The organism is Streptomyces sp. NPDC044002 (assembly GCF_056434525.1).
Genome location: NZ_JBWKEZ010000003.1, coordinates 72,399 through 91,044 on the forward strand (window position 1 = coordinate 72,399; position 18,646 = coordinate 91,044).

The 18,646-nt window shown below is 70.9% G+C and carries 16 protein-coding genes; 11 read left to right on the forward strand and 5 right to left on the reverse strand.

Annotated elements, in window-relative coordinates; all coding sequences use genetic code 11:
* The first annotated feature begins 312 nt into the window (after positions 1–312).
* The 7 genes from ppsA (at position 313) to AC07A6_RS03445 (ending at position 8,681) form a co-directional block, all read left to right on the forward strand.
* Positions 313–2,754 (forward strand): phosphoenolpyruvate synthase, encoded by a 2,442-nt coding sequence (ppsA, locus tag AC07A6_RS03415; RefSeq protein WP_478775892.1) that lies wholly within the window; start codon positions 313–315, stop codon positions 2,752–2,754.
* 43 nt (positions 2,755–2,797) lie between these two features.
* The gene (locus AC07A6_RS03420; RefSeq protein ID WP_478775893.1) at positions 2,798–3,295 is read left to right on the forward strand and encodes a flavodoxin domain-containing protein; all 498 of its coding nucleotides are present in this window, start codon (positions 2,798–2,800) and stop codon (positions 3,293–3,295) included.
* A gap of 63 nt (positions 3,296–3,358) precedes the next feature.
* Positions 3,359–3,934, forward strand: coding sequence for an Rv1733c family protein (locus AC07A6_RS03425; protein WP_478776013.1), 576 nt, complete (start codon positions 3,359–3,361; stop codon positions 3,932–3,934).
* Positions 3,927–6,605, forward strand: coding sequence for a cation-translocating P-type ATPase (locus tag AC07A6_RS03430; protein WP_478775894.1), 2,679 nt, complete (start codon positions 3,927–3,929; stop codon positions 6,603–6,605). The genes AC07A6_RS03425 and AC07A6_RS03430 overlap by 8 nt, the downstream gene beginning before the upstream one ends.
* Positions 6,606–6,623: 18 nt before the next feature.
* Positions 6,624–6,908 (forward strand): dsRBD fold-containing protein, encoded by a 285-nt coding sequence (locus tag AC07A6_RS03435; protein WP_478775895.1) that lies wholly within the window; start codon positions 6,624–6,626, stop codon positions 6,906–6,908.
* A 37-nt stretch (positions 6,909–6,945) separates the two neighbouring features.
* Positions 6,946–7,863, forward strand: a complete 918-nt coding sequence (locus tag AC07A6_RS03440) for an ABC transporter ATP-binding protein (RefSeq protein WP_478775896.1) — start codon at positions 6,946–6,948, stop codon at positions 7,861–7,863.
* Complete coding sequence (locus AC07A6_RS03445) at positions 7,860–8,681, forward strand: hypothetical protein (RefSeq protein WP_478775897.1); 822 nt, start codon at positions 7,860–7,862, stop codon at positions 8,679–8,681. The genes AC07A6_RS03440 and AC07A6_RS03445 overlap by 4 nt, the downstream gene beginning before the upstream one ends.
* An 18-nt stretch (positions 8,682–8,699) precedes the next feature.
* Here the strand turns inward: AC07A6_RS03445 and AC07A6_RS03450 are convergent, their stop codons facing one another.
* Entirely contained in the window at positions 8,700–11,069 is a 2,370-nt protein-coding gene (locus AC07A6_RS03450) for a phosphoketolase family protein (protein ID WP_478775898.1), read from the reverse strand.
* A gap of 239 nt (positions 11,070–11,308) precedes the next feature.
* Here AC07A6_RS03450 and AC07A6_RS03455 point away from each other — a divergent pair, with 239 nt between their 5' ends.
* Complete coding sequence (locus AC07A6_RS03455; RefSeq protein WP_478775899.1) at positions 11,309–12,184, forward strand: universal stress protein; 876 nt, start codon at positions 11,309–11,311, stop codon at positions 12,182–12,184.
* A 78-nt stretch (positions 12,185–12,262) separates the two neighbouring features.
* Here AC07A6_RS03455 and AC07A6_RS03460 read toward each other — a convergent pair whose 3' ends face one another.
* On the reverse strand, positions 12,263–12,970 hold the full coding sequence (locus AC07A6_RS03460) for a response regulator (RefSeq protein WP_478775900.1): 708 nt from the start codon (positions 12,968–12,970) through the stop codon (positions 12,263–12,265).
* A gap of 254 nt (positions 12,971–13,224) precedes the next feature.
* On the opposite strand from AC07A6_RS03460, the gene AC07A6_RS03465 reads away from it, so the two are divergent.
* Positions 13,225–13,551, forward strand: coding sequence for an STAS domain-containing protein (locus AC07A6_RS03465; RefSeq protein ID WP_478775901.1), 327 nt, complete (start codon positions 13,225–13,227; stop codon positions 13,549–13,551).
* 7 nt (positions 13,552–13,558) lie between these two features.
* Entirely contained in the window at positions 13,559–14,017 is a 459-nt protein-coding gene (locus AC07A6_RS03470) for a pyridoxamine 5'-phosphate oxidase family protein (protein WP_478775902.1), read from the forward strand.
* Between the two features lie 6 nt (positions 14,018–14,023).
* On the opposite strand, the gene AC07A6_RS03475 is transcribed toward AC07A6_RS03470, so the two are convergent.
* The gene (locus AC07A6_RS03475; RefSeq protein WP_478775903.1) at positions 14,024–15,706 is read right to left on the reverse strand and encodes a sensor histidine kinase; all 1,683 of its coding nucleotides are present in this window, start codon (positions 15,704–15,706) and stop codon (positions 14,024–14,026) included.
* 196 nt (positions 15,707–15,902) lie between these two features.
* Between AC07A6_RS03475 and ppk2 the strand changes: the two genes are divergently transcribed.
* A complete protein-coding gene (gene ppk2 / locus AC07A6_RS03480; RefSeq protein ID WP_470845760.1) occupies positions 15,903–16,697 on the forward strand; it encodes a polyphosphate kinase 2 in 795 nt (264 codons plus the stop codon).
* 22 nt (positions 16,698–16,719) lie between these two features.
* On the opposite strand, the gene AC07A6_RS03485 is transcribed toward ppk2, so the two are convergent.
* Entirely contained in the window at positions 16,720–17,712 is a 993-nt protein-coding gene (locus AC07A6_RS03485) for an Acg family FMN-binding oxidoreductase (protein WP_478775904.1), read from the reverse strand.
* Positions 17,713–17,736: 24 nt separating this feature from the next.
* Positions 17,737–18,615 (reverse strand): universal stress protein, encoded by an 879-nt coding sequence (locus tag AC07A6_RS03490; protein ID WP_478775905.1) that lies wholly within the window; start codon positions 18,613–18,615, stop codon positions 17,737–17,739.
* Positions 18,616–18,646 lie beyond the last annotated feature (31 nt).

The following is an 18,646-nucleotide window of genomic DNA, read 5'->3' on the forward strand; positions in this document are numbered from 1 at the left end:
GCACTCGTGCCGCGATCCGGGGCGGCCACCTCGGTACCGGGTCCTGGGCCGATCGGCCCCGTACCGCAGCGGCCCACTCGGCCCCGCGTGAATGGCCCCCTCGGCACTGCGGCCCCTCTGGCCTGCTGCGTGATCGTGGAACTCGGACGCCATCCCGGCGTCGCCTTCCGAAGAGGGTGACCACGATGCAGCGCATTCGGATCCAGACCCGGCCCAAGCAGCCTCACAAGCCCGCCCCGCTGGATCTGCGCACGCCGTCCGGCCGCCCCCTGCCGTACTGATCCCCGCTGATACGCAGCCCCGGAGGACGTCATGGGACACACGCGACGCGTCGTACCGTTCACCGAACTCGGCCGGGGCGACGTCGGCAGAGTCGGCGGCAAGAACGCCTCCCTGGGCGAACTGACCAGACGACTGACCGACGCGGGCCTGCAGGTGCCGCCCGGCTTCGCCACGACCGCCGACGCCTACGAGGAGCTGCTCAGCGGTCACGGCCTGCGCACCCGCATCCAGGACCAACTGGACCGGCTCCACGACGGTGTCGCGCTCGAAGACGTCGGAGCGGGCATCCGCTCACTGATCATGGGCGAGCCCCTGCCCGAAGCCCTGACGGCCGAGATCGTCACCGCTTACGAGGACCTCGGCCGAGAGCTCGGCCGCTCCGACCCGGAGGTCGCCGTACGCAGCAGCGCCACCGCCGAGGACCTGCCGGAGGCCAGTTTCGCCGGCCAGCAGGACACCTACCTGAACGTGAGCGGCGCCGTGCAGCTGGTGGACGCGGTGCACCGCTGCTTCGCGTCCCTCTACACCGACCGTGCGATCGACTACCGGGAGCGGATGGGCTTCGACCACCTCCAGGTAGCCCTCTCCGTCGGCGTCCAGGTCATGGTCCGTTCAGATCTCGCCGGAGCCGGGGTGATCTTCACCCTCGATCCCGAGAGCGGCTTCCCGAACGTCGTCGTGGTCAGTGCGGCCTGGGGGCTGGGTGAGACTGTGGTCAGCGGACATACCGACCCCGACGAGTACACCGTCTTCAAGCCCAGCCTCAAGGACCCGGCCCTGAACCCCGTCATCGACGTGCGGATCGGAGCCAAGCGCCGCAAGGCCGTCTATGCGGAACGCGGTCTGACCGACACCGTCGACACCACCCCCGACGAGCAGGCCCGGCGTGTCCTGACCGACGCCGAGGTGCGGCAGCTCGCCGAGTGGGCGGTTGCCGTCGAGGAGCACTACGGCTGCCCGATGGACCTGGAGTGGGCGAAGGACGGCATCACCGGCGACCTGGCGATCGTCCAGGCCCGGCCGGAGACCGTGCAGTCCCGTCGGCGCACCACGACCCTGCGGCGCTGCCGCCTGACCTCCGCCCCGGGCGACGCCCTGGCCGAGGGCATCGCGGTGGGCGAAGCCATCGGAGCGGGCGCCGTATGCCGCATGGACACGCCGGTGGACCTGGAACGCTTCCCGGCCGGAGCCGTACTCGTCACCTCGATCACCGACCCGGACTGGGAACCGGTCATGAAGCGCGCCGCGGCCATCGTCACCGACCACGGCGGCCGCACCTCACACGCCGCCATCGTCAGCCGGGAACTCGGCGTGCCGGCGGTCGTCGGCACCGGGAACGCCACCGCGACCCTGCGCGACGGCGCCGCCGTCACCGTCTCGTGCACCGAAGGCAGCCGGGGCCAGGTCTACGCGGGCCGTCTCCCGTACGAGGAGACCGAGACGGACCTGTCCGCGCTGCCCGTCACCCGCACCCGGGTGATGCTCAACCTCGCCGACCCGTCCGCCGCCTTCCGCTGGTGGCGGCTGCCCGCGGACGGTGTGGGCTTGGCGCGCCTGGAGTTCATCGTGGCGCACCAGGTCAAGGTCCACCCCATGGCCCTGCTGCACCCGGAACGCCTGGATGCCTCCGACCGCTGCGCCATCGACCAGCTCACCGAGGGCTACCTCGACCGCGGCCGGTACTTCACCGACCGCCTCGCGTACGGGATCGCCCGGATCGCCGCCTCCCGTTGGCCCGATCCCGTCGTCGTCCGCACCAGCGACTTCAAGACCAACGAGTACGCCAAGCTCCTCGGCGGCCGACCCTTCGAACCGGTTGAAGCCAACCCGATGATCGGATGGCGTGGCGCCAGCCGCTACTACAGCGACGGCTACCGGGAAGGATTCGCCCTCGAATGCCAGGCCCTGCACCGGGTGCGCGAGGAGATGGGCCTGACCAACGTGATCGTCATGATCCCGTTCTGCCGCACTCTCGAAGAGGCCGACAAGGTCCTCGAGGTAATGGCGGCCGAAGGGCTGCGGCGCGGCGAGAACGGCCTCAAGGTCTACGTGATGGCCGAGATCCCCGCCAACATCCTCCTCGCCCAGGACTTCGCCGAGCGGTTCGACGGCTTCTCCATCGGCAGCAACGACCTCACCCAGCTCACCCTCGGAGTCGACCGCGACTCCGAAGCCCTGGCCCACGTCTTCGACGAGAACGACCCGGCCGTCACCACCCTCATCCGGATCCTCCTCCCACGGGTCCAAACGCTGGGACGCCCGGTGGGCCTGTGCGGACAGCGGCCCAGCGACGACCCGGCCTACGCCGCCTTCCTCGTCCGCGCCGGGATCGACTCGATCTCCGTCGCCCCCGACAGCTTCGCTGCCGTCAAGCAGCACGTCGCCGCCGCCGAGGAGAGCCGCTACGGGGAGGACCGAACGGCCCCCATCGGGATCCGTCCGGCCCAAGCGGACCAGCCGTCGGCCGCGTGACAGTGGCATCAGACCCGCACAACGGAATCAAGGAGCACCCGCCATGAGCACCAAGCGAGTCCTGGTCGCCTACGGCACCAAGCACGGCGCCACCGCAGGCATCGCGGAACAGATCGGCAAGACCCTCCGCGAGGACGGTCTCGACGCCGTTGTGCTGCCCGCCGACGACGTCCACGACGTCCGCGCCTACGACGCCGTCGTCCTCGGCGGCTCCCTCTACGCCGGCCACTGGAGCAGCAAGGCCAAGCACTGCGCGGAACGCAATGCCGAGTCGCTGCGGCACCGCCCGGTGTGGATGTTCAGCAGCGGTCCCCTCGACCGCTCCGCCGAGGAACACGACATCCCCCCGGTCTCCGCGGTCGCCCGGGAGATGCAGCTGATCGGGGCGCGTGAGCACATGACCTTCGGTGGCAGCATCACGGCCCACACCCCGGGCTTCCTCGCCAAGGCACTGACCCGCCAGGGCAAGGGCGGAGACTTCCGCAACCCCGAGCGGATCCAGAACTGGGCCCACCACATCAGCGCCGAGCTCGCCGCCTGAAGGGACGGCCCGGCTCGGCACGCACCAGCACGGAGGCGTGCCATGCACCACCGGACGAAAGGGATGGGGGCCAACCCGCTCAGGCGGGCTGCCGACCGCACCCGGACCCGAATGCATGCCGCCTTCGCGCTGACCTGCCTACTGGCTCTCGCAGTCGGCTTCGCCCTCGGGCGGGCCGCCTGGACGGACGGCCACCGCACCGCCGAGAACATCGCGCGACACCGGCACACCGTCACGGCCACCACGGTCAGCGAGACCACCTACCGGGCGGGGGACCAGCCGAGCAGTCGGCCGGTCACCGTGGCGACCGCCACGTGGCACTACCCGTCGCAGCGCCCGCACACGGAAACCATCCCCGCTCCGGCAGGCACCCGGAACGGTGGCACGGTCCGTGTGTGGGTCGACGAAGACGGCCGTGCCGCCAACGCGCCGCCCCGCCCGGCCGACATTGTTGTGAACGCGGTGGGCATCGGCGTCGGAGCGCTGGCCGGGATCATGCTCGTGGGCGGGGGCCTGGTCTTCACTCGCATCCTCATCGTTGACGCGCGCAGTACACGGGCCTGGGAAACCGAGTGGGCGAACATCGAGCCCCTCTGGTCCGGCCGCCTGCGCCCCGGGCAGGGAGCCGGCGATGACTGAGACCGCCGCCGCCCCGGACCTCACGCCGGACACCGCACCGGATCCCCTGGAACCCCTTCCTCTGCTCCGTCGCGAACTGCACACCGGCCCCCTGGGCCTGTCGAGCCGGGAGGCAGCACGCCGCCTGGCCGTCTACGGCCCGAACGAGGTCCGCCGCACCGCCCGGACGAGCATCCTGCGCGAACTGCTGCGGCAACTGCTCCACCCGCTGGCCCTGCTGCTGTGGGCCGCGGCAGCCCTCGCCTTCACCGCCTCCATCCCGGTGCTCGGCTGGGCGATCGTCGCGGTCGTCCTCGTCAACGCCGGATTCGCCCTTGTCCAGGAACGACAGGCCGAGAAGGCCGTCGAAACCCTGGCCCGCTACCTCCCCGACCAGGCCCAGGTGATCCGCGACGGACAGGCACAGCAAGTCCCGGCACGGGACCTGGTCCCCGGAGACCTCATCGCCCTCGACGAAGGCGACCGGATACCCGCCGACGCCCGCCTGACCGAGGGAGGAATAGAGGCCGACCTCTCCATGCTGACGGGCGAGTCCACCCCGGTCGAGCGCCTCGCCGGCCCCGGCCTCGAAGGCCTCTCCCTGCTGCAGGAGCCCAACCTCGTCTTCAGCGGCACCACCGCCACCGAGGGCCAGGCGCAGGCGATCGTCTTCGCTACCGGAGACCACACCGAACTCGGCCGGATCGCGGCCCTCAGCCAGCGCACCCGACGTGAGCCGAGCCCACTGGAGCAGCAGGTCAAGAAGGTCGCCTGGCTGATCGCGGCGGTCGCGGTCGGCATGGGGGCCGTCTTCCTCGTGATCGGGGTGGCGGTCGGCCTGCCGCTGACCGACTCGCTGATGTTCGCCATCGGCCTGCTCGTCGCCAACGTGCCCGAGGGACTGCTGCCCACCATCACCCTCGCCCTCGCCGTGGGCGTACGGGTCCTCGCCCGGCAGGGCGCGGTGGTCAAACGGCTGAGCGCCGTGGAAACCCTCGGCTCCACCAACGTCATCTGCACCGACAAGACCGGCACCCTCACCCGCAACCAGATGCGCCTCCACTCCACCTGGACCCCGCCGCACGATCCGGCGAGCGGTTCGGAGACCGCCGAACTGGTCTGTGCCGCCGCCCAGTGCACCACCGTCACCCGCGAAAGCGATGGCGCGCTGCACGGTGACCCGACGGAGATCGCACTGGTCGAGGGAGCCACACAACATGCCGCGCTCCTCGACCTGGCCGACCGGGACGTCCACCGACGGTCCTGCTTCCGCTTCGACCCGCGCCTGCGCCGCATGGCGGTGATCCTCGACGGAGAACACGGCGCACTCCGTGTGATCGTCAAGGGCGCCCCCGAAGCCGTCCTGGCGCTGCTGGCCGAAGGAGAGCCGACCGGCGAGGCCCAGGACGCCGCTGACGCTCTGGCGGCGGACGGCATGCGCGTGCTGGCCGTCGCGGTACGCGAACTGCCGCCCGGCACCGACGCAGCGCTCTCGCGGCGGCAGGACGTCGAGCGGGACCTGCACCTGCTCGGCCTCGTCGGCCTGTACGACCCGCCGCGACCCGAAGTCGCCGCCGCGGTACGGCGCTGCCACGAGGCAGGGCTCACCGTCCACATCGTCACCGGCGACAACGGAGCGACCGCCGCGGCCGTGGCGCGCTCCGTCGGTATCGGTACCCCACGCCTCCAGGTGGTCGCCCAGTCCGAGGCGGTCGACGACCACGAGCTCGACCACCTCCTCCGCCAGGACGGCACGGAGATCGTCTTCGCCCGCTCCTCGCCCGAGACCAAGCTGAAAGTGGCGGATGCCCTGCGGGCGCACGGCCAGATCGTGGCCATGACCGGCGACGGAGTCAACGACGCACCGGCCCTGCACCGTGCCCACATCGGCGTGGCCATGGGGCTGTCCGGCACCGATGTTGCCCGCGAGGCGTCGACGATGGTCCTGACCGACGACAACTTCGCCACCATCGTCACCGCGATCGAATCCGGGCGCCGCGTCTACGACAACGTCCGGAAGTTCATCGTCTACATCTTCGCCCACCTGACCCCCGAGGTCGTTCCCTTCCTCGTGTTCGCCCTCTCCGCAGGGGCCGTACCGCTGCCGCTGACCGTCCTGCAGATCCTCGCCATCGACCTGGGGACCGAGACCCTGCCGGCCCTCGCCCTCGGCCGTGAGCGCGCCGAGCCGGGGATCATGTCCCGACCGCCCCGGACCAGCTCTCAGAGTGTGATCAACAAGGACATGCTCGTGCGCAGCTGGGGCTGGCTCGGCACCGTCTCGGCCGCCCTCGTCATGACCGGCTTCTTCTACGTGCTGTGGCGTGCGGGCTGGCACCCCGGCGACCCCACCGGACCCGGAAGCGCCCTGCACCACGCCTACCTCACCGCGACCACCGCCACCTTCGCGGGAATCGTGACCTGCCAGGTCGGCACGGCCATCGCCGCTCGAACCGACCACGCGGCCCTGCGCGACATCGGCCTCTTCACCAACCCGTTGCTGCTCGCCGGCATCGCCTTCGAGCTCGTCTTCACCGCGGCGCTCGTGTACGCGCCGCCGCTCCAGAACCTCTTCGGCACCGCAGCCCTCCCGCTGGACGTCGTCCTCCTCATCGCGGTCTTCCCGCCGCTGGTCTGGGGAAGCGACGAGCTCCGACGCTGGGCCCGACGCCGCCACCACCGTCACTCCTGATCCGTCCGGAGGCACACCATGTCGCACACGAGCGAATGGAAGACCCACGTCTACCTCTTCGAGGAAGAGCACATGACCAAGGTCCGCGTCGAACTCGACACCGGTACCACCCGTCTCACGGGCCACGGCACCGCACGCTGCAACCCGACGGACAAGGACGTGCCCGAGATCGGCAACGAACTCGCGGCCGCCCGGGCACTGGAGAACCTGGCGGAACAGCTCAAGCGCACTGCCTACGGTGACATGGCCGCAGCGGGGGCCGCACCGCAGCGCGCTCCCCTCACGGCCTACGACATTGGGTGAGCGGGCGAGCCTCCGGCAGCAGGCTCAGACTGGACCCATGGGTGACGGGCATGCGATCGAGCTGACCGGACTGACCAAGAGGTACGGGCCGGTGGTGGGCGTCGACCGCCTGAGCCTCACGGTGAGACCGGGTGAGGTGTTCGGCTTCCTCGGGCCGAACGGCGCGGGAAAGACAACCACGCTGCGATGTCTCACCGGCCTGCTCCGGCCCAGCGAGGGACATGTGCGGGTACTCGGGATGGACCCGATCGTCGATCACCGCAGGGTGGCCCCGCACCTGGGCTACCTGCCGGGCGAACTGCGCCTGTACCCGGAACTCTCCGGAGCGGAAACGCTCGATCTGCTGTCCGCGCTCCAGGGAGCACCCGTGCCCCGCCGTGGCGAGCTGTGCGACCGGCTGGGGCTGACGCCCGCGGTCCTCGCCCGCCCCGTCGGGGGTTACTCGCGGGGAATGAAGCAGAAGCTCGGGCTGGTGCAGGCGATGCAGCACGATCCGCAGCTGGTGGTGCTCGACGAACCGACCGAGGGGCTCGATCCGTTGGTCCAGGAGACGTTCTTCGCGCTGCTGGGCGAGGCGGCCGCCGCCGGACGTACCGCCCTGCTCTCCAGCCACATCCTGCCGGAGGTGCAGCGTACCTGCGAGCGGGTGGCGATCATCCGGGACGGACGACTGGTCACGGTCCAGAGCGTGGCCGGCCTCCGCGAGGCCCGTGCCCGGCGGATCAGGCTGTCCTTCGCGGACGGACAGGGGGGACGCCCCCTTGGTGACGCAGAACGTTGGGCCCCTCGCTGGCAGGGGGACCGGGTGGAGCTGCTCGTACCGCCGAGCGAACTGGTGGGCGCCCTTCGCACCCTGCTCGGCCTACCGGTGGCCGACGTCACGGTGGAAGAAGCCGGACTGGACGAAGCCTTTATGGACCTGTACCGCAACGGCGCCGTGGGGGAGGAGCCGTGAGAAGCCAGTGGCCGCTGTTGTGGCTCGCCCTGTACCGGCGGCGCCGGATGCTGACTGCGCTGCTCGTCGGGATGGTCGTCTTCGAAGCCCTCATCGTGGTGGTCGCCAACGCGATTCCTCCGGGTCAGCTCTTCTCCGCGGGCGGGAAGGGGCCGCCCTCGGCCTACCGGGCGTTCAGCGGGTCCAGCGGCGACGTGTCGATCGCCAGCTACGCCGGCCTGCTGGGCGCCGGCCTCACCCATCCCTTCTGGATCGCCATGCAGCTCACCGCGATCGGTTCGCTCGCCGCGGCCGCCGTAGCGGCGGACGTGGAGTGCGGGACCGTGGAGCTCGTCATGGTGCGTCCCGTCAGCCGTACCCGATTGCTGGTCGAGCGGACCGCCGCGCTGGTGCTCGCGGCGCTTGCCCTGAACCTGGCGGCGACCCTCACGGTGGCTGTCGGGGTCGTGCTGTCACCGGACATCCACCGTGCGGTGCCGCTCGGCGGGGTGTTCGCCGCCGGGGTCATGGGCCTCGGCTTCGCCCTGTGCCTGATCGGGCCGGCGATGGCCGTATCGGCAGCGGGCCGACGGCGGGCCCAGGTGGTCGGCGCGACCATCGCGATCGGAGCCGTGGGATTCGCCGTCAACTTCATCGCCCTGGCCTGGTCGCCGGCAGCGCCACTGAGGTACCTCAGCCCGTTCCACTACTACGCCCCGGGTGATGCCCTGGCCGAAGGCGGCGTGCTCTGGCCCGGGCTCGGGATCCTCATCGGAACGGGAGTGCTGGGCATCCTGCTGGCCCAGCTGCTGCTCCAACACCGAGACCTCGCGCCGTGAGCACAGCTGCCTCCGCGATCAATAGGGCCAGGACCAGTCCGTGACCTCCGGCAGGTCGGTGCCGTGCTCGCGGATCCAGCTGTGGTGGCGGATGCGCTGGTCGGCCATCGCCTGGCGCAGCCCCTCAGCGCGGTCGGCCAGGCCCGGGACGCGGTCGATGACGTCCATGACGAGCCGGTACCGGTCGAGGTCGTTGCGCACGACCATGTCGAAGGGAGTGGTCGTCGTGCCGGACTCCTTGTACCCGCGGACATGCAGGTTCGGGTGGCCGGTGCGGCGGTAGGCGAGGCGGTGGATCAGCCACGGATAGCCGTGGTAAGCGAAGATCACCGGCTTGTCGGCGGTGAAGAGGGCGTCGTACTCGGTGTCGGTCATGCCGTGCGGGTGTTCCTCGTGGGGCATCAGGCGGGCGATGTCCACGACGTTGACGACTCGGACGGCCAACGAGGGGAGGTGCTCGCGCAGGAGGGCGGTGGCGGCGAGGACCTCCATGGTGGGTACGTCGCCGGCGCAGGCGAGGACGACGTCGGGTTCGCGGGAGCCGTGGTCGGTGCCCGCCCACTCCCAGGTGCCGGCGCCCCGCGCGACGTGGACGAGGGCTTCGTCGAGGGGCAGCCAGTCGAAGGAGGGCTGCTTCCCGGCGACGATCACATTGACCCGGTCGCGGCTGCGCAGGGCGTGATCGGCCACGGCGAGGAGGGTGTTGGCGTCCGGTGGCAGGTAGACCCGTACGACTTCGGGGCTCTTGTTGAGGACGTGGTCGACGAAGCCGGGGTCCTGGTGGGAGAAGCCGTTGTTGTCCTGGCGCCAGACGTGCGAGGTGAGCAGGTAGTTCAGGGAGGCGATCGGTGCGCGCCACGACAGGTCGCGCGAGGTCTTCAGCCACTTGATGTGCTGGCCGGCCATGGAGTCGACGATGTGGGCGAAGGCCTCGTAGGTGGAGAAGAGTCCGTGGCGGCCGGTGAGGAGGTAGCCCTCCAGCCAGCCCTGGCAGACGTGTTCGGACAGGATTTCCATGACGCGGCCGTCCCGGGACAGGTTCCTGTCCGTGGCCTCCGTCAGCCCCTGCCAGGCTTTGCCGGTGGCGTCGTACAGGCCGTCCAGCCGGTTCGAGGCGGTCTCGTCCGGACCGACGACCCTGAAGTCCCGCCGCTCGGCGGTGTTGCGCATGATCCCGGTGAGGAACTGCCCGAGGACCCGGGTCGGTTCGTGGAGGCTGGAGCCCGGCTTGTCGACGGGGACGGCGTACGTGGCGAGGGCGGGCAGGGGGAGGGGCCGCAGGAGCCGGCCGCCGTTCGCGTACGGGACGGCGCCGAGGCGGTGCTCGCCCTGAGGGACGCAGGCGAGTACCTGCCCGGAGGGCTGCCCGTCGGCGTCGAAGAGTTCCTGCGGCCTGTATGAGCGCAGCCAGGCTTCCAGCTGCTTCAGGTGCGCGGGGTTCTCCCGTACTTCTGCGAGTGGGACCTGGTGGGCACGCCAGGTGCCCTCGACCGGGTCGCCGTCGACGGTGGCGGGGCCGGTCCAGCCCTTGGGGGTGCGCAGCACGATCACCGGCCAGCGCGAGTACTCCCTGCCCGGATCGGTGCCCGCCGTCCGTGCCTCGCGCTGAATGGCCGCGATGCGGTCCAGGGCCTCGTCCATCGCGCGGGCCATGGCACGGTGTACCAGGGCGGGGTCGCCGCCGGTCACGTACAGCGGGTCGTGTCCGTAGCCGCGCAGCAGCGAGTCGAGCTCGGCCTCGGGGATCCGGGACAGCACCGTCGGATTGGCGATCTTGTAGCCGTTGAGGTGGAGGATCGGCAGGACGGCGCCGTCGTGGACCGGGTCGAGGAACTTGTTGGAGTGCCAGGACGCGGCCAGCGGCCCCGTTTCGGCCTCACCGTCCCCGATGACGCAGGCGACCAGCAGGTCGGGGTGGTCGAAGGCGGCTCCGTAGGCGTGGGCGAGGGAGTACCCGAGCTCGCCGCCTTCATGGACGGAGCCGGGCGTTTCGGGGGCCACGTGGCTCGGCACGCCGCCGGGGAAGGAGAACTGCCGGAACAACGCGCCCATGCCGACCGCGTCCCGCGTGACGTCCGGGTAGGTCTCGGTGTACGTGCCCTCCAGCCAGGAGTTGGCCAGGACGGCCGGACCACCGTGGCCGGGACCCCAGACGCACAGGGCGTCCAGCGAGCGGTCCTTGATCACGCGGTTGAGGTGGGTGTGGACGAGGTTCAGGCCGGGGGAGGTGCCCCAGTGGCCGAGCAGCCGCGGCTTGATGTGCTCCGGCCGCAGCGGTTCGGTGAGCAGGGGGTTGTCCATGAGGTAGATCTGGCCGGCTGCCAGATAGTTGGCGGCGCGCCAGTGCGCGTCGAGCTCCGCGATCTCCGCGATGGGGTACGAGGTCATGCCCGCTCCTGAGTGCGACGGTCGGGGACGTTCGTCGACTGAGCCGATCCCTCCACGGTGCCCCTCCCGAGTGGGCGCAGGGAGGGGAGGACCGGCCCTGGGGGAGGGACTGTCGGCCCCTGTGTGCGACGGCGCCGGGACGGGAGAGTGAGGTCGGCGGTGGCGGTCTCCCCCGGCCGGCACCGCCCCCTGCCGACCGACCCCGATGCTCCGGCAGCATCAGTACGGAGGACAGTCTCGTGAAGCACACCCTGGTTGTCGGAGTGGACGGATCCCCTCAGAGCCGGGCGGCGGCGGACTGGGCCGCGCAGGAGGCCGTACGGCGTGGCCTGCCCTTGCACGTGGTCCATGCCTGGCTGTGGGCGCCGCTCTCCGCCCCCGTCGTCCAGGACCGCGATGCCGAAGCCCGGCGGGCCGACGACGTCCTGAAGGAGGTCGAGGGCGAGCTCACCCACCGGTACCCGGAACTGCACCTCACCGCGGAAGTTCTCTGCGATGCGCCCGTGTCGGCTTTGCTGCACGCGGCCAAGGAGGCGGAGATGCTGGTCATCGGCACGCGCGGGCACGGAGCGCTGGTCGGTTTTCTGCTGGGCTCCTACGGTCAGCAGGTGATCGCCGCCGCGGAGTGCCCGGTCGTGTCCGTACGCTCCGCGCACGGCAGGCCGGCCGCCGTGCCTGAGGAGGGTGAGGTCGTCGTCGGGCAGCAGGGCGGCGTGCAGGAGTCCTCCGAGGTGCTGCGCTTCGCCTTCGAGGCGGCCGCGGCACGCGGGGTACCGCTCCGCGCGGTCCGCGCGTGGACCCTGCCTCCCGTCTACGGCTACAGCCCCGGGTCGATGTGGATCGCAGACCAGTTCGGTGGCCTGGAGCCGTACGAGAAGGCCGCGCTGGAGCAGGCCCTGGAGCCGTTGCGGGTGAAGTACCCGCAGGTCGAAGTCGTCGCGCACGTGGAGCAGGGCAGTGCCGGCCACGTGCTGCTGGCCGCCGCGACCGACGCGCAACTGCTCGTCGTCGGCCGCCGGGTCCGCGAGTCGGCGGTGGGGCCGCACATCGGGTCCGTGGCCCATGGCGTCCTGCACCACTCGGCCTGTCCCGTGGCCGTGGTCCCGCACCCCTGACCCGGCCCGGGTCAGGCAGGAGAGCCGGGCACGCGACTGTACGGCGCGCCCGGCTCTTCGGTCATCCTGACTCTGCGGCTATTCCGCTGTCGGCACGGGGCGCCGGCTCGGCGGGACCAGCGTGTGGCTGGCGATCACGGCGGCTTGGACACGGCCCTCCACACCCAGCTTGGCGAACAGGCGCGAGATGATGTTCTTGACGGTCTTCTCGGCGAGGAACAGCCGTTTGCCGATCTCCCGGTTGGTGAGCCCCTCGCTGACCAGGACCAGGACCTCCTTCTCCCGCTCGGTGACCCCGGGAAGGCCTGGGACCTGCTCCTGCTCGGGCGCATCACCCCGCATACGGGCCATCAGCCGGGTGGTGGCCCCGGGATCGAGCATGGACTGACCGGCCGCGACCGTGCGCACGGCGGTGACCAGGTCGGTACCGGTGATCTGCTTCAACACGTAACCGGAGGCGCCCGCCATCACCGCGTCCAGCAGGGCCTCCTCGTCGTCGAACGAGGTGAGCATCAGACAGGCCAGCTCGGGCATCCGCGAGCGCAGTTCCCGGCACACGCTCACCCCGTTGCCGTCCTGCAGCCGTACGTCCAGGATCGCCACCTGGGGGCGCAGCGCGGGGACGCGGACCAGCGCCTGTTCCGCTGTGCCCGCCTCACCGACCACGGTCAGGTCGGGCTCCGCGTCCAGCAGGTCGTGCACCCCGCGGCGCACGACCTCGTGGTCGTCGAGGAGGAAGACCGTGATCGGTGTCTTGGCAGGGGTTGGAGCACCGCTGTCGGTCATGACGCATCTCCTTCGGCCGGGTCCGTCCTGGGCGCGCGAACTCCAGCATCCTGCCTGCCGAAGGGGCCGAACGGACAGGGCCGATAGGCCCTCGTGTACCCGTTCCACCACAGGGGAGGCCTGATGGGAATGGGACCTTCGGCCCTCCGCAGGGGGCATGCGGACCTTCCCGGTACCGGTCCTGTTCCGGTGAGCTGGTGCCGCACGGGGAAAAGCGCGGCCACTGCGGAGCCGCACGCAGCGTGGAGGGTTCCATGACGACCGCCTTGATCGACCTGAGGGCCGCGGTGAGGAATGACGTTGACCTGCTCGTCACCTTGGCAGGAGAACTCGACTTCCACACCGCGGGGCAGGTGGAGCCCCGCCTCACCGAGCTCGCCGCATCCGGCCGGCACGCCCTTCTCCTGGACCTGTCGGGGATCTCCTTCTGCGACAGCTCGGGCATCGACCTCTTCGTGCGCGTGCACCACCGCTGCCGCAGAGCCGGAACCAGGCTCCGGCTCTGCGGCGTGCCGCCTCTGGTGATCAAGTCGATGCGGGTGCTCGGCGTTGACCGCGAACTGGGGCGCACGGCGCCCTGATGACGGCATGACGGCCACCCGGCGCATGCGGGAGCTCGACAGGGCAGAGGCGCTGAGACTGATGGCGGCGGTGTCCCTGGGACGCATCGTCTTCACACAGCAGGCGCTGCCGGCAGTCCGCCCGGTCAGCCATCTCGTCGACGGCGAGGACATCGTCGTTCGGATCCACGACGGTGGGGCGCTCGCCTCCCTGGTGGCCCCGGCCGATGTCACCGGTGTGGTCGTCGCCTACGAAGCGGACGACATCGACCCCGTCACGCACCTCGGCTGGAGCGTCGTCGTCACCGGCTTCGCGCGGCCGGTGACCGACGCCGAGGAGGAGGCCCGATTCGCTTCCCTGCTGCGCCCGTGGGCGGGACGGCCGATGACCGGCACCCTGCGGATCCGCCCCGACCTCGTCACCGGATTCCGGCTGGAAGCGGAGCGGACGCTGCCGGGGGCAGCCCGGCCAACGGTGATCGCGTAGGGGCCGTCAGCCGCCGGTGGGGAGCGGAGCCCGCCAGACCAGCCGGCTTCCGCCTTCGTCGGGGATGTCCACGGTGAAGGTTCCGCCCAGGCCCTGCGCCCGGTCGTCGAGGTTGCGCAGACCGCTTCTGCGGCCCTGGGCGGGGATGCCCCTGCCGTTGTCGGAAACCGTCAGCACGATCTCGCCCGGCTCCGCCTTGAGGGCCACGGCGACCCGGGTCGCCCCCGCGTGGCGCGTGGCGTTGCTCAGGAGCTCGCCGAGTGCCGCCATGACGTGGTCTGCGACTTCGGAGGGCACGTCCGTGTCGAGCAGACCCTCCATGCTCAGGCGCGGTGGATAGCCGAGGGCGGTGGCCGCGTCGCCTACGGCCCGGGCGGCGCGGGCCCGCAGACCCGGCCCGCTCTCGCGGTCCTTGGTGCGGAGACCGAAGATCGTAGACCGGATGATCTTGATGGTCTCGTCCAGGTCGTCGACCGCACGGCTGACGCGCTCGGCGGCCCCCTCGTGATCGACGAGGCGGGCAGCGCTCTGGAGGGTCATGCCGGTGGCGAAGAGCCGCTGGATGGCCAGGTCGTGCAGGTCACGTGCGATGCGGTCGCGCTCCTCCAGCAGTGCAATCTGCTCCGCGTCCCGGCGCCGCTCCGCCAGCTCCAAGGCGATCGCCGCCTGCCCGGCGAAGGCCACGAGAGGCTCGAGCTCGTTCTCGCCGAAGACGGGCTCGCCGGCCGGCCGGGCGAGCAGCAGTACGCCCCTGCTGTCGCCGCCGGCGGTGCCCAGAGGGACCGCGACGACGGGGCCCAGCCAGCCCTGGGTCTGGGCGTCGTCCGGGTGGCTGTCGTCGTCCGAGGCGAGTACGGCCGTGACGGGTTGCCCGGTCCGGTGCGCCGTCCCCGAGAGGGTTCCCGCGACGGGGACGACGAGTCCCTGCCTGGCCCTGCTGTCCGGACCGGCCGCGAACTCCACGAACAGCCCTTCGGCCGCGGGAACCGGCATGGAGATGTGAGCGATCCGGGCCCCTGTGATCTCCTGGGCCCGCCGGGCGATGAGCTCCAGCACCGCCGGACGCGAACTGCCCGACAGCAGGCTCTCGGTGATCTCCGCATTGGCCTTCAGCCACCGCTGCTGACGCTGCGCCCCCTCGTAGAGCCGGGCGTTGTCGATCGCCACGCCCGCCGCCACCGAGAGGGTGGAGATCACCGTCTCGTCCTCGGGGTCGAAATCGACCCCGCCCCGCTTGTCGGTCAGATAGAGGTTCCCGAACACCTCCTCCCGCACCCGGATCGGTACGCCGAGGAACGTGCGCATGGGCGGGTGGTGCGGCGGAAACCCGTACGACGACGAGTGCGCGCCGAGATCGGTGAGGCGCAAGGGCTCCGGGTGGTGGATGACCTCGCCGAGCAGACCGTGACCAGCGGGCAGGGGACCGATTTCGGCGATGGCCTCCTCGGTCAGCCCCACGGTCAGGAACTGCGACAGTGTGCGGCCGTCGGGGCCGATGACCCCCAGCGCCCCGTACTCCGCGTCGACGAGCAGGGCCGCGGCTTCCACGATCCGCCGGAGCACCTGGGCCAGATCCAGCTCGCGCCCCACCGAGACGACGGCCTCCAGCAGGCTGTGCACCCGGTCACGGGTGCCGCGCACGGCGTCGATGCGCACTTGGAGTTCGTCGAGCAACTCGTCCAGCCGCATCCTCGGCACCTGCGTCAACGGATCCCCCACACCCACGTGATTCCCCTTCACCGCACGCCCCGTCCGGAGCCAGCGTATCGGCGAGTCGTGCCGGCCTCTCGGCACACCCGATCGCGCGCGGGTCACCCTTGCACGCGGGGGCATGCCGTGACCGACTTGGTCGCAGCACCGGACGGCGAAGTGGAAGGCGGCGGCGATGAGTCTCAAGAAGGCGGCCTACGAGAGGGAGCTGCTGCGGCTCCAGACGGAGCTGGTCAAGCTCCAGGAGTGGACGCGGGCTGAAGGCGCCCGGCTGGTCGTCGTCTTCGAGGGCCGTGACGCCGCGGGCAAGGGAGGCACGATCAAGCGCGTCGCCGAACACCTGAACCCCCGTGTCGCGCGCATCGCAGCCCTGCCCACGCCGACCGAGCGGGAGCGTACCCAGTGGTACTTCCAGCGATATGTCGAGCATCTGCCCGCCGCCGGAGAGATCGTCCTCTTCGACCGCAGCTGGTACAACCGCGCCGGAGTGGAGCACGTCATGGGGTTCTGCACCCCCGCCGAGCACCAGCGCTTCCTGCGCCAGTGCCCGCTGTTCGAGCGGATGCTGGTCGAGGACGGGATCCTGCTGCGCAAGTACTGGTTCTCCGTCAGTGACGCCGTACAGGAGGAGCGGTTCCGGCGTCGCGCGGAGGACCCGCTGCGCAGGTGGAAGCTCTCCCCGATGGACCTGGAGTCCCTCACCCGTTGGGAGGCGTACTCGCGGGCCAAGGACGAGATGCTCGTCCACACGGACACCGCCGACGCCCCGTGGTACGTGGTCGAGAGCGACGACAAGCGCAGCGCGCGGATCAACATGATGGCCCACCTGCTGTCCTCGGTTCCCTACGAGGACGTGGCCGTACCGTCGCTGACCTTGCCGCCGAGGCCGCCGTCCACGGGCTACCAGCGGCCGTCCAAGGAGCTGCAGACCGCCGTACCCGACCACGCGGCCACCCTCGGGAAGGATTGAACCGCGGTGGGCGCTGTTGGTGTCACTCCCGGATTTCCAGCACCTCGGTCAGCGGACGGCGGGGTGTGTCCGGGCCCGCGGGGCCGTAGCCGAGGCGGAAGACCATCTGCACGTGTCCCATGGCCGCGACCGGGTCGCGGGCCGTCCAGCGCAACTCCGGCCATTCCAGCGGATGGGACGTCATCGACGTGGCGAGGCCGTCGGCCGTTGCCTGGAGCAGCACGCGCTCCATCGCCTGGCCGGCGCGCAGCCAGTCGGCTCTCGTGTCCCCCTCGGTGCTGAGGAGAGCCAGCTGCGGCCGCTTCTCGAACACGGCCCAGCCACGATCCGGTATCGGGTTTGCCCAACCGAAGTCGCGTACGGGGGTGGGGCCGCCGGAAGCCCTGGGGCCGAATGCCGCGGCGGGAATGCCGTCGCGACGTGCGCCTGCAGCGCTCTCTGTGGGTGAGGTCCAGGCCGTGGTTTCCGCCCGGGCGAGCGGGTCGATCTCCTCGCGGTGTTCGGCGTCCCGTACGAGCCCGAGCACGGTGTCGATGTGCCAGGTGTCCGGGACGGTGAGCCGGCAGCCCTCCAGGCGGGCCGCGGTCCACAGACCGTCCAACAGCGCGGTCGGTACCAGCTCCTCGCTGAAGGGGTACCGGCTGGTGTGCCGACGCCGGATGGCGTCGTGCAGGGAGGCAAGCCCGCTGTCTGCGCTCGCGGTTTCGTCGATGGTCACCGTCGCGAGCAGCCACGGTTCGGCGTTGTCCGGCAGGAGCTGCACACGGATCGGAAGACCGATCGAGGCTGCGGAGACCCGCAGGTTGAACAGCGCCGCAGCGCAACCGAGGTGGAGGCTGCGGTGATCCGGGTCGGTTCGGGGCATGGCGCGGTCCGGATCGCCGTACAGGGCGAGGGCGCCGCTGCCGGTGTGGAACACGAACTTCCACGGCTGGGCGTTGTGCATGGACGGGGCGGTGACGGCGTCGCCGACGAGCCGGATGACGGTGTCGGGGTCGAAGTGGGTTGCGGTCACGGGACTGTTCCTGTCTGTGCGGCCTCAGTCGTGCGCCACGACGGCGACCGGTGAGGTGGCGTGGTGCATCACCGCGTGAGTGATCGGGCCTATGCGTGTGCCGAGTGTTGAACGGCGGATGCGCCGGCCGACCACGACGAGTGCCGCGCCGGACGCCGCGTCCAGGATCTGGATGGCGGGCTGGCCGATGACGGTGCGTGCGTCGACGGCGAGCTGCGGATACTTCTGCTCCCAGGGGCTGAGCAGTTCCTGAAGGGTGGCCTTGAGCCCGTTGGCGATCTCCGCCTCGATGCCGGGGTCGAGGGCGGGAGCGTAGGAGAGGATCGGGGGCGGGGACCAGCCGTGGATGACGACGAGCGGGCAGGCCCGCCGGTCCGCTTCCTCGCAGGCGAAGGCAAGCAGCCGATCGCAGTTGCTGCGCAGGTCCACTCCGAGAACGACTGCTCCGCCGTTGCCAGCGTGTCCGGCCGACAGCGCGGCGCCGTCCGTCGGGCGCACGAGCACGACAGGTGTGTCGGTCTCGGGGATGGTGTCCGAACCGGTGGAGCCGATCAAGAATCCGGCGACGGAGCCGAGGCCGCGTGAACCGAGGACGAGCAGGTCCGCGCCCGCTGCGGCGGAAGCGAGGCCGTTGGCCGCCGCGCGCCCCTCGATCCGGCGGACGCTGATGTCGAGCGCGGGGTGCTCACGCGACAGCTGGTCCCGGGCTTGCCCCAGGAGGTCTTCGGCCCATTGTCGACGTGGTTCGGGCAGCGGAACGGCGAAGGGCGCGTCCTTGGGCCAGTTCTCGACGTGGACGAGTTCCAGTGCGGCGCCGCGGAGTTCGGCCTCGTGGGCGGCCCAGCCGGCTGCGGCGAGGCCGCCACTCGATCCGTCCAGGCCTACCGTGATGCGGTTCGACATGACGTTCCTCCTGGGGTCGGATGGGCGGTTG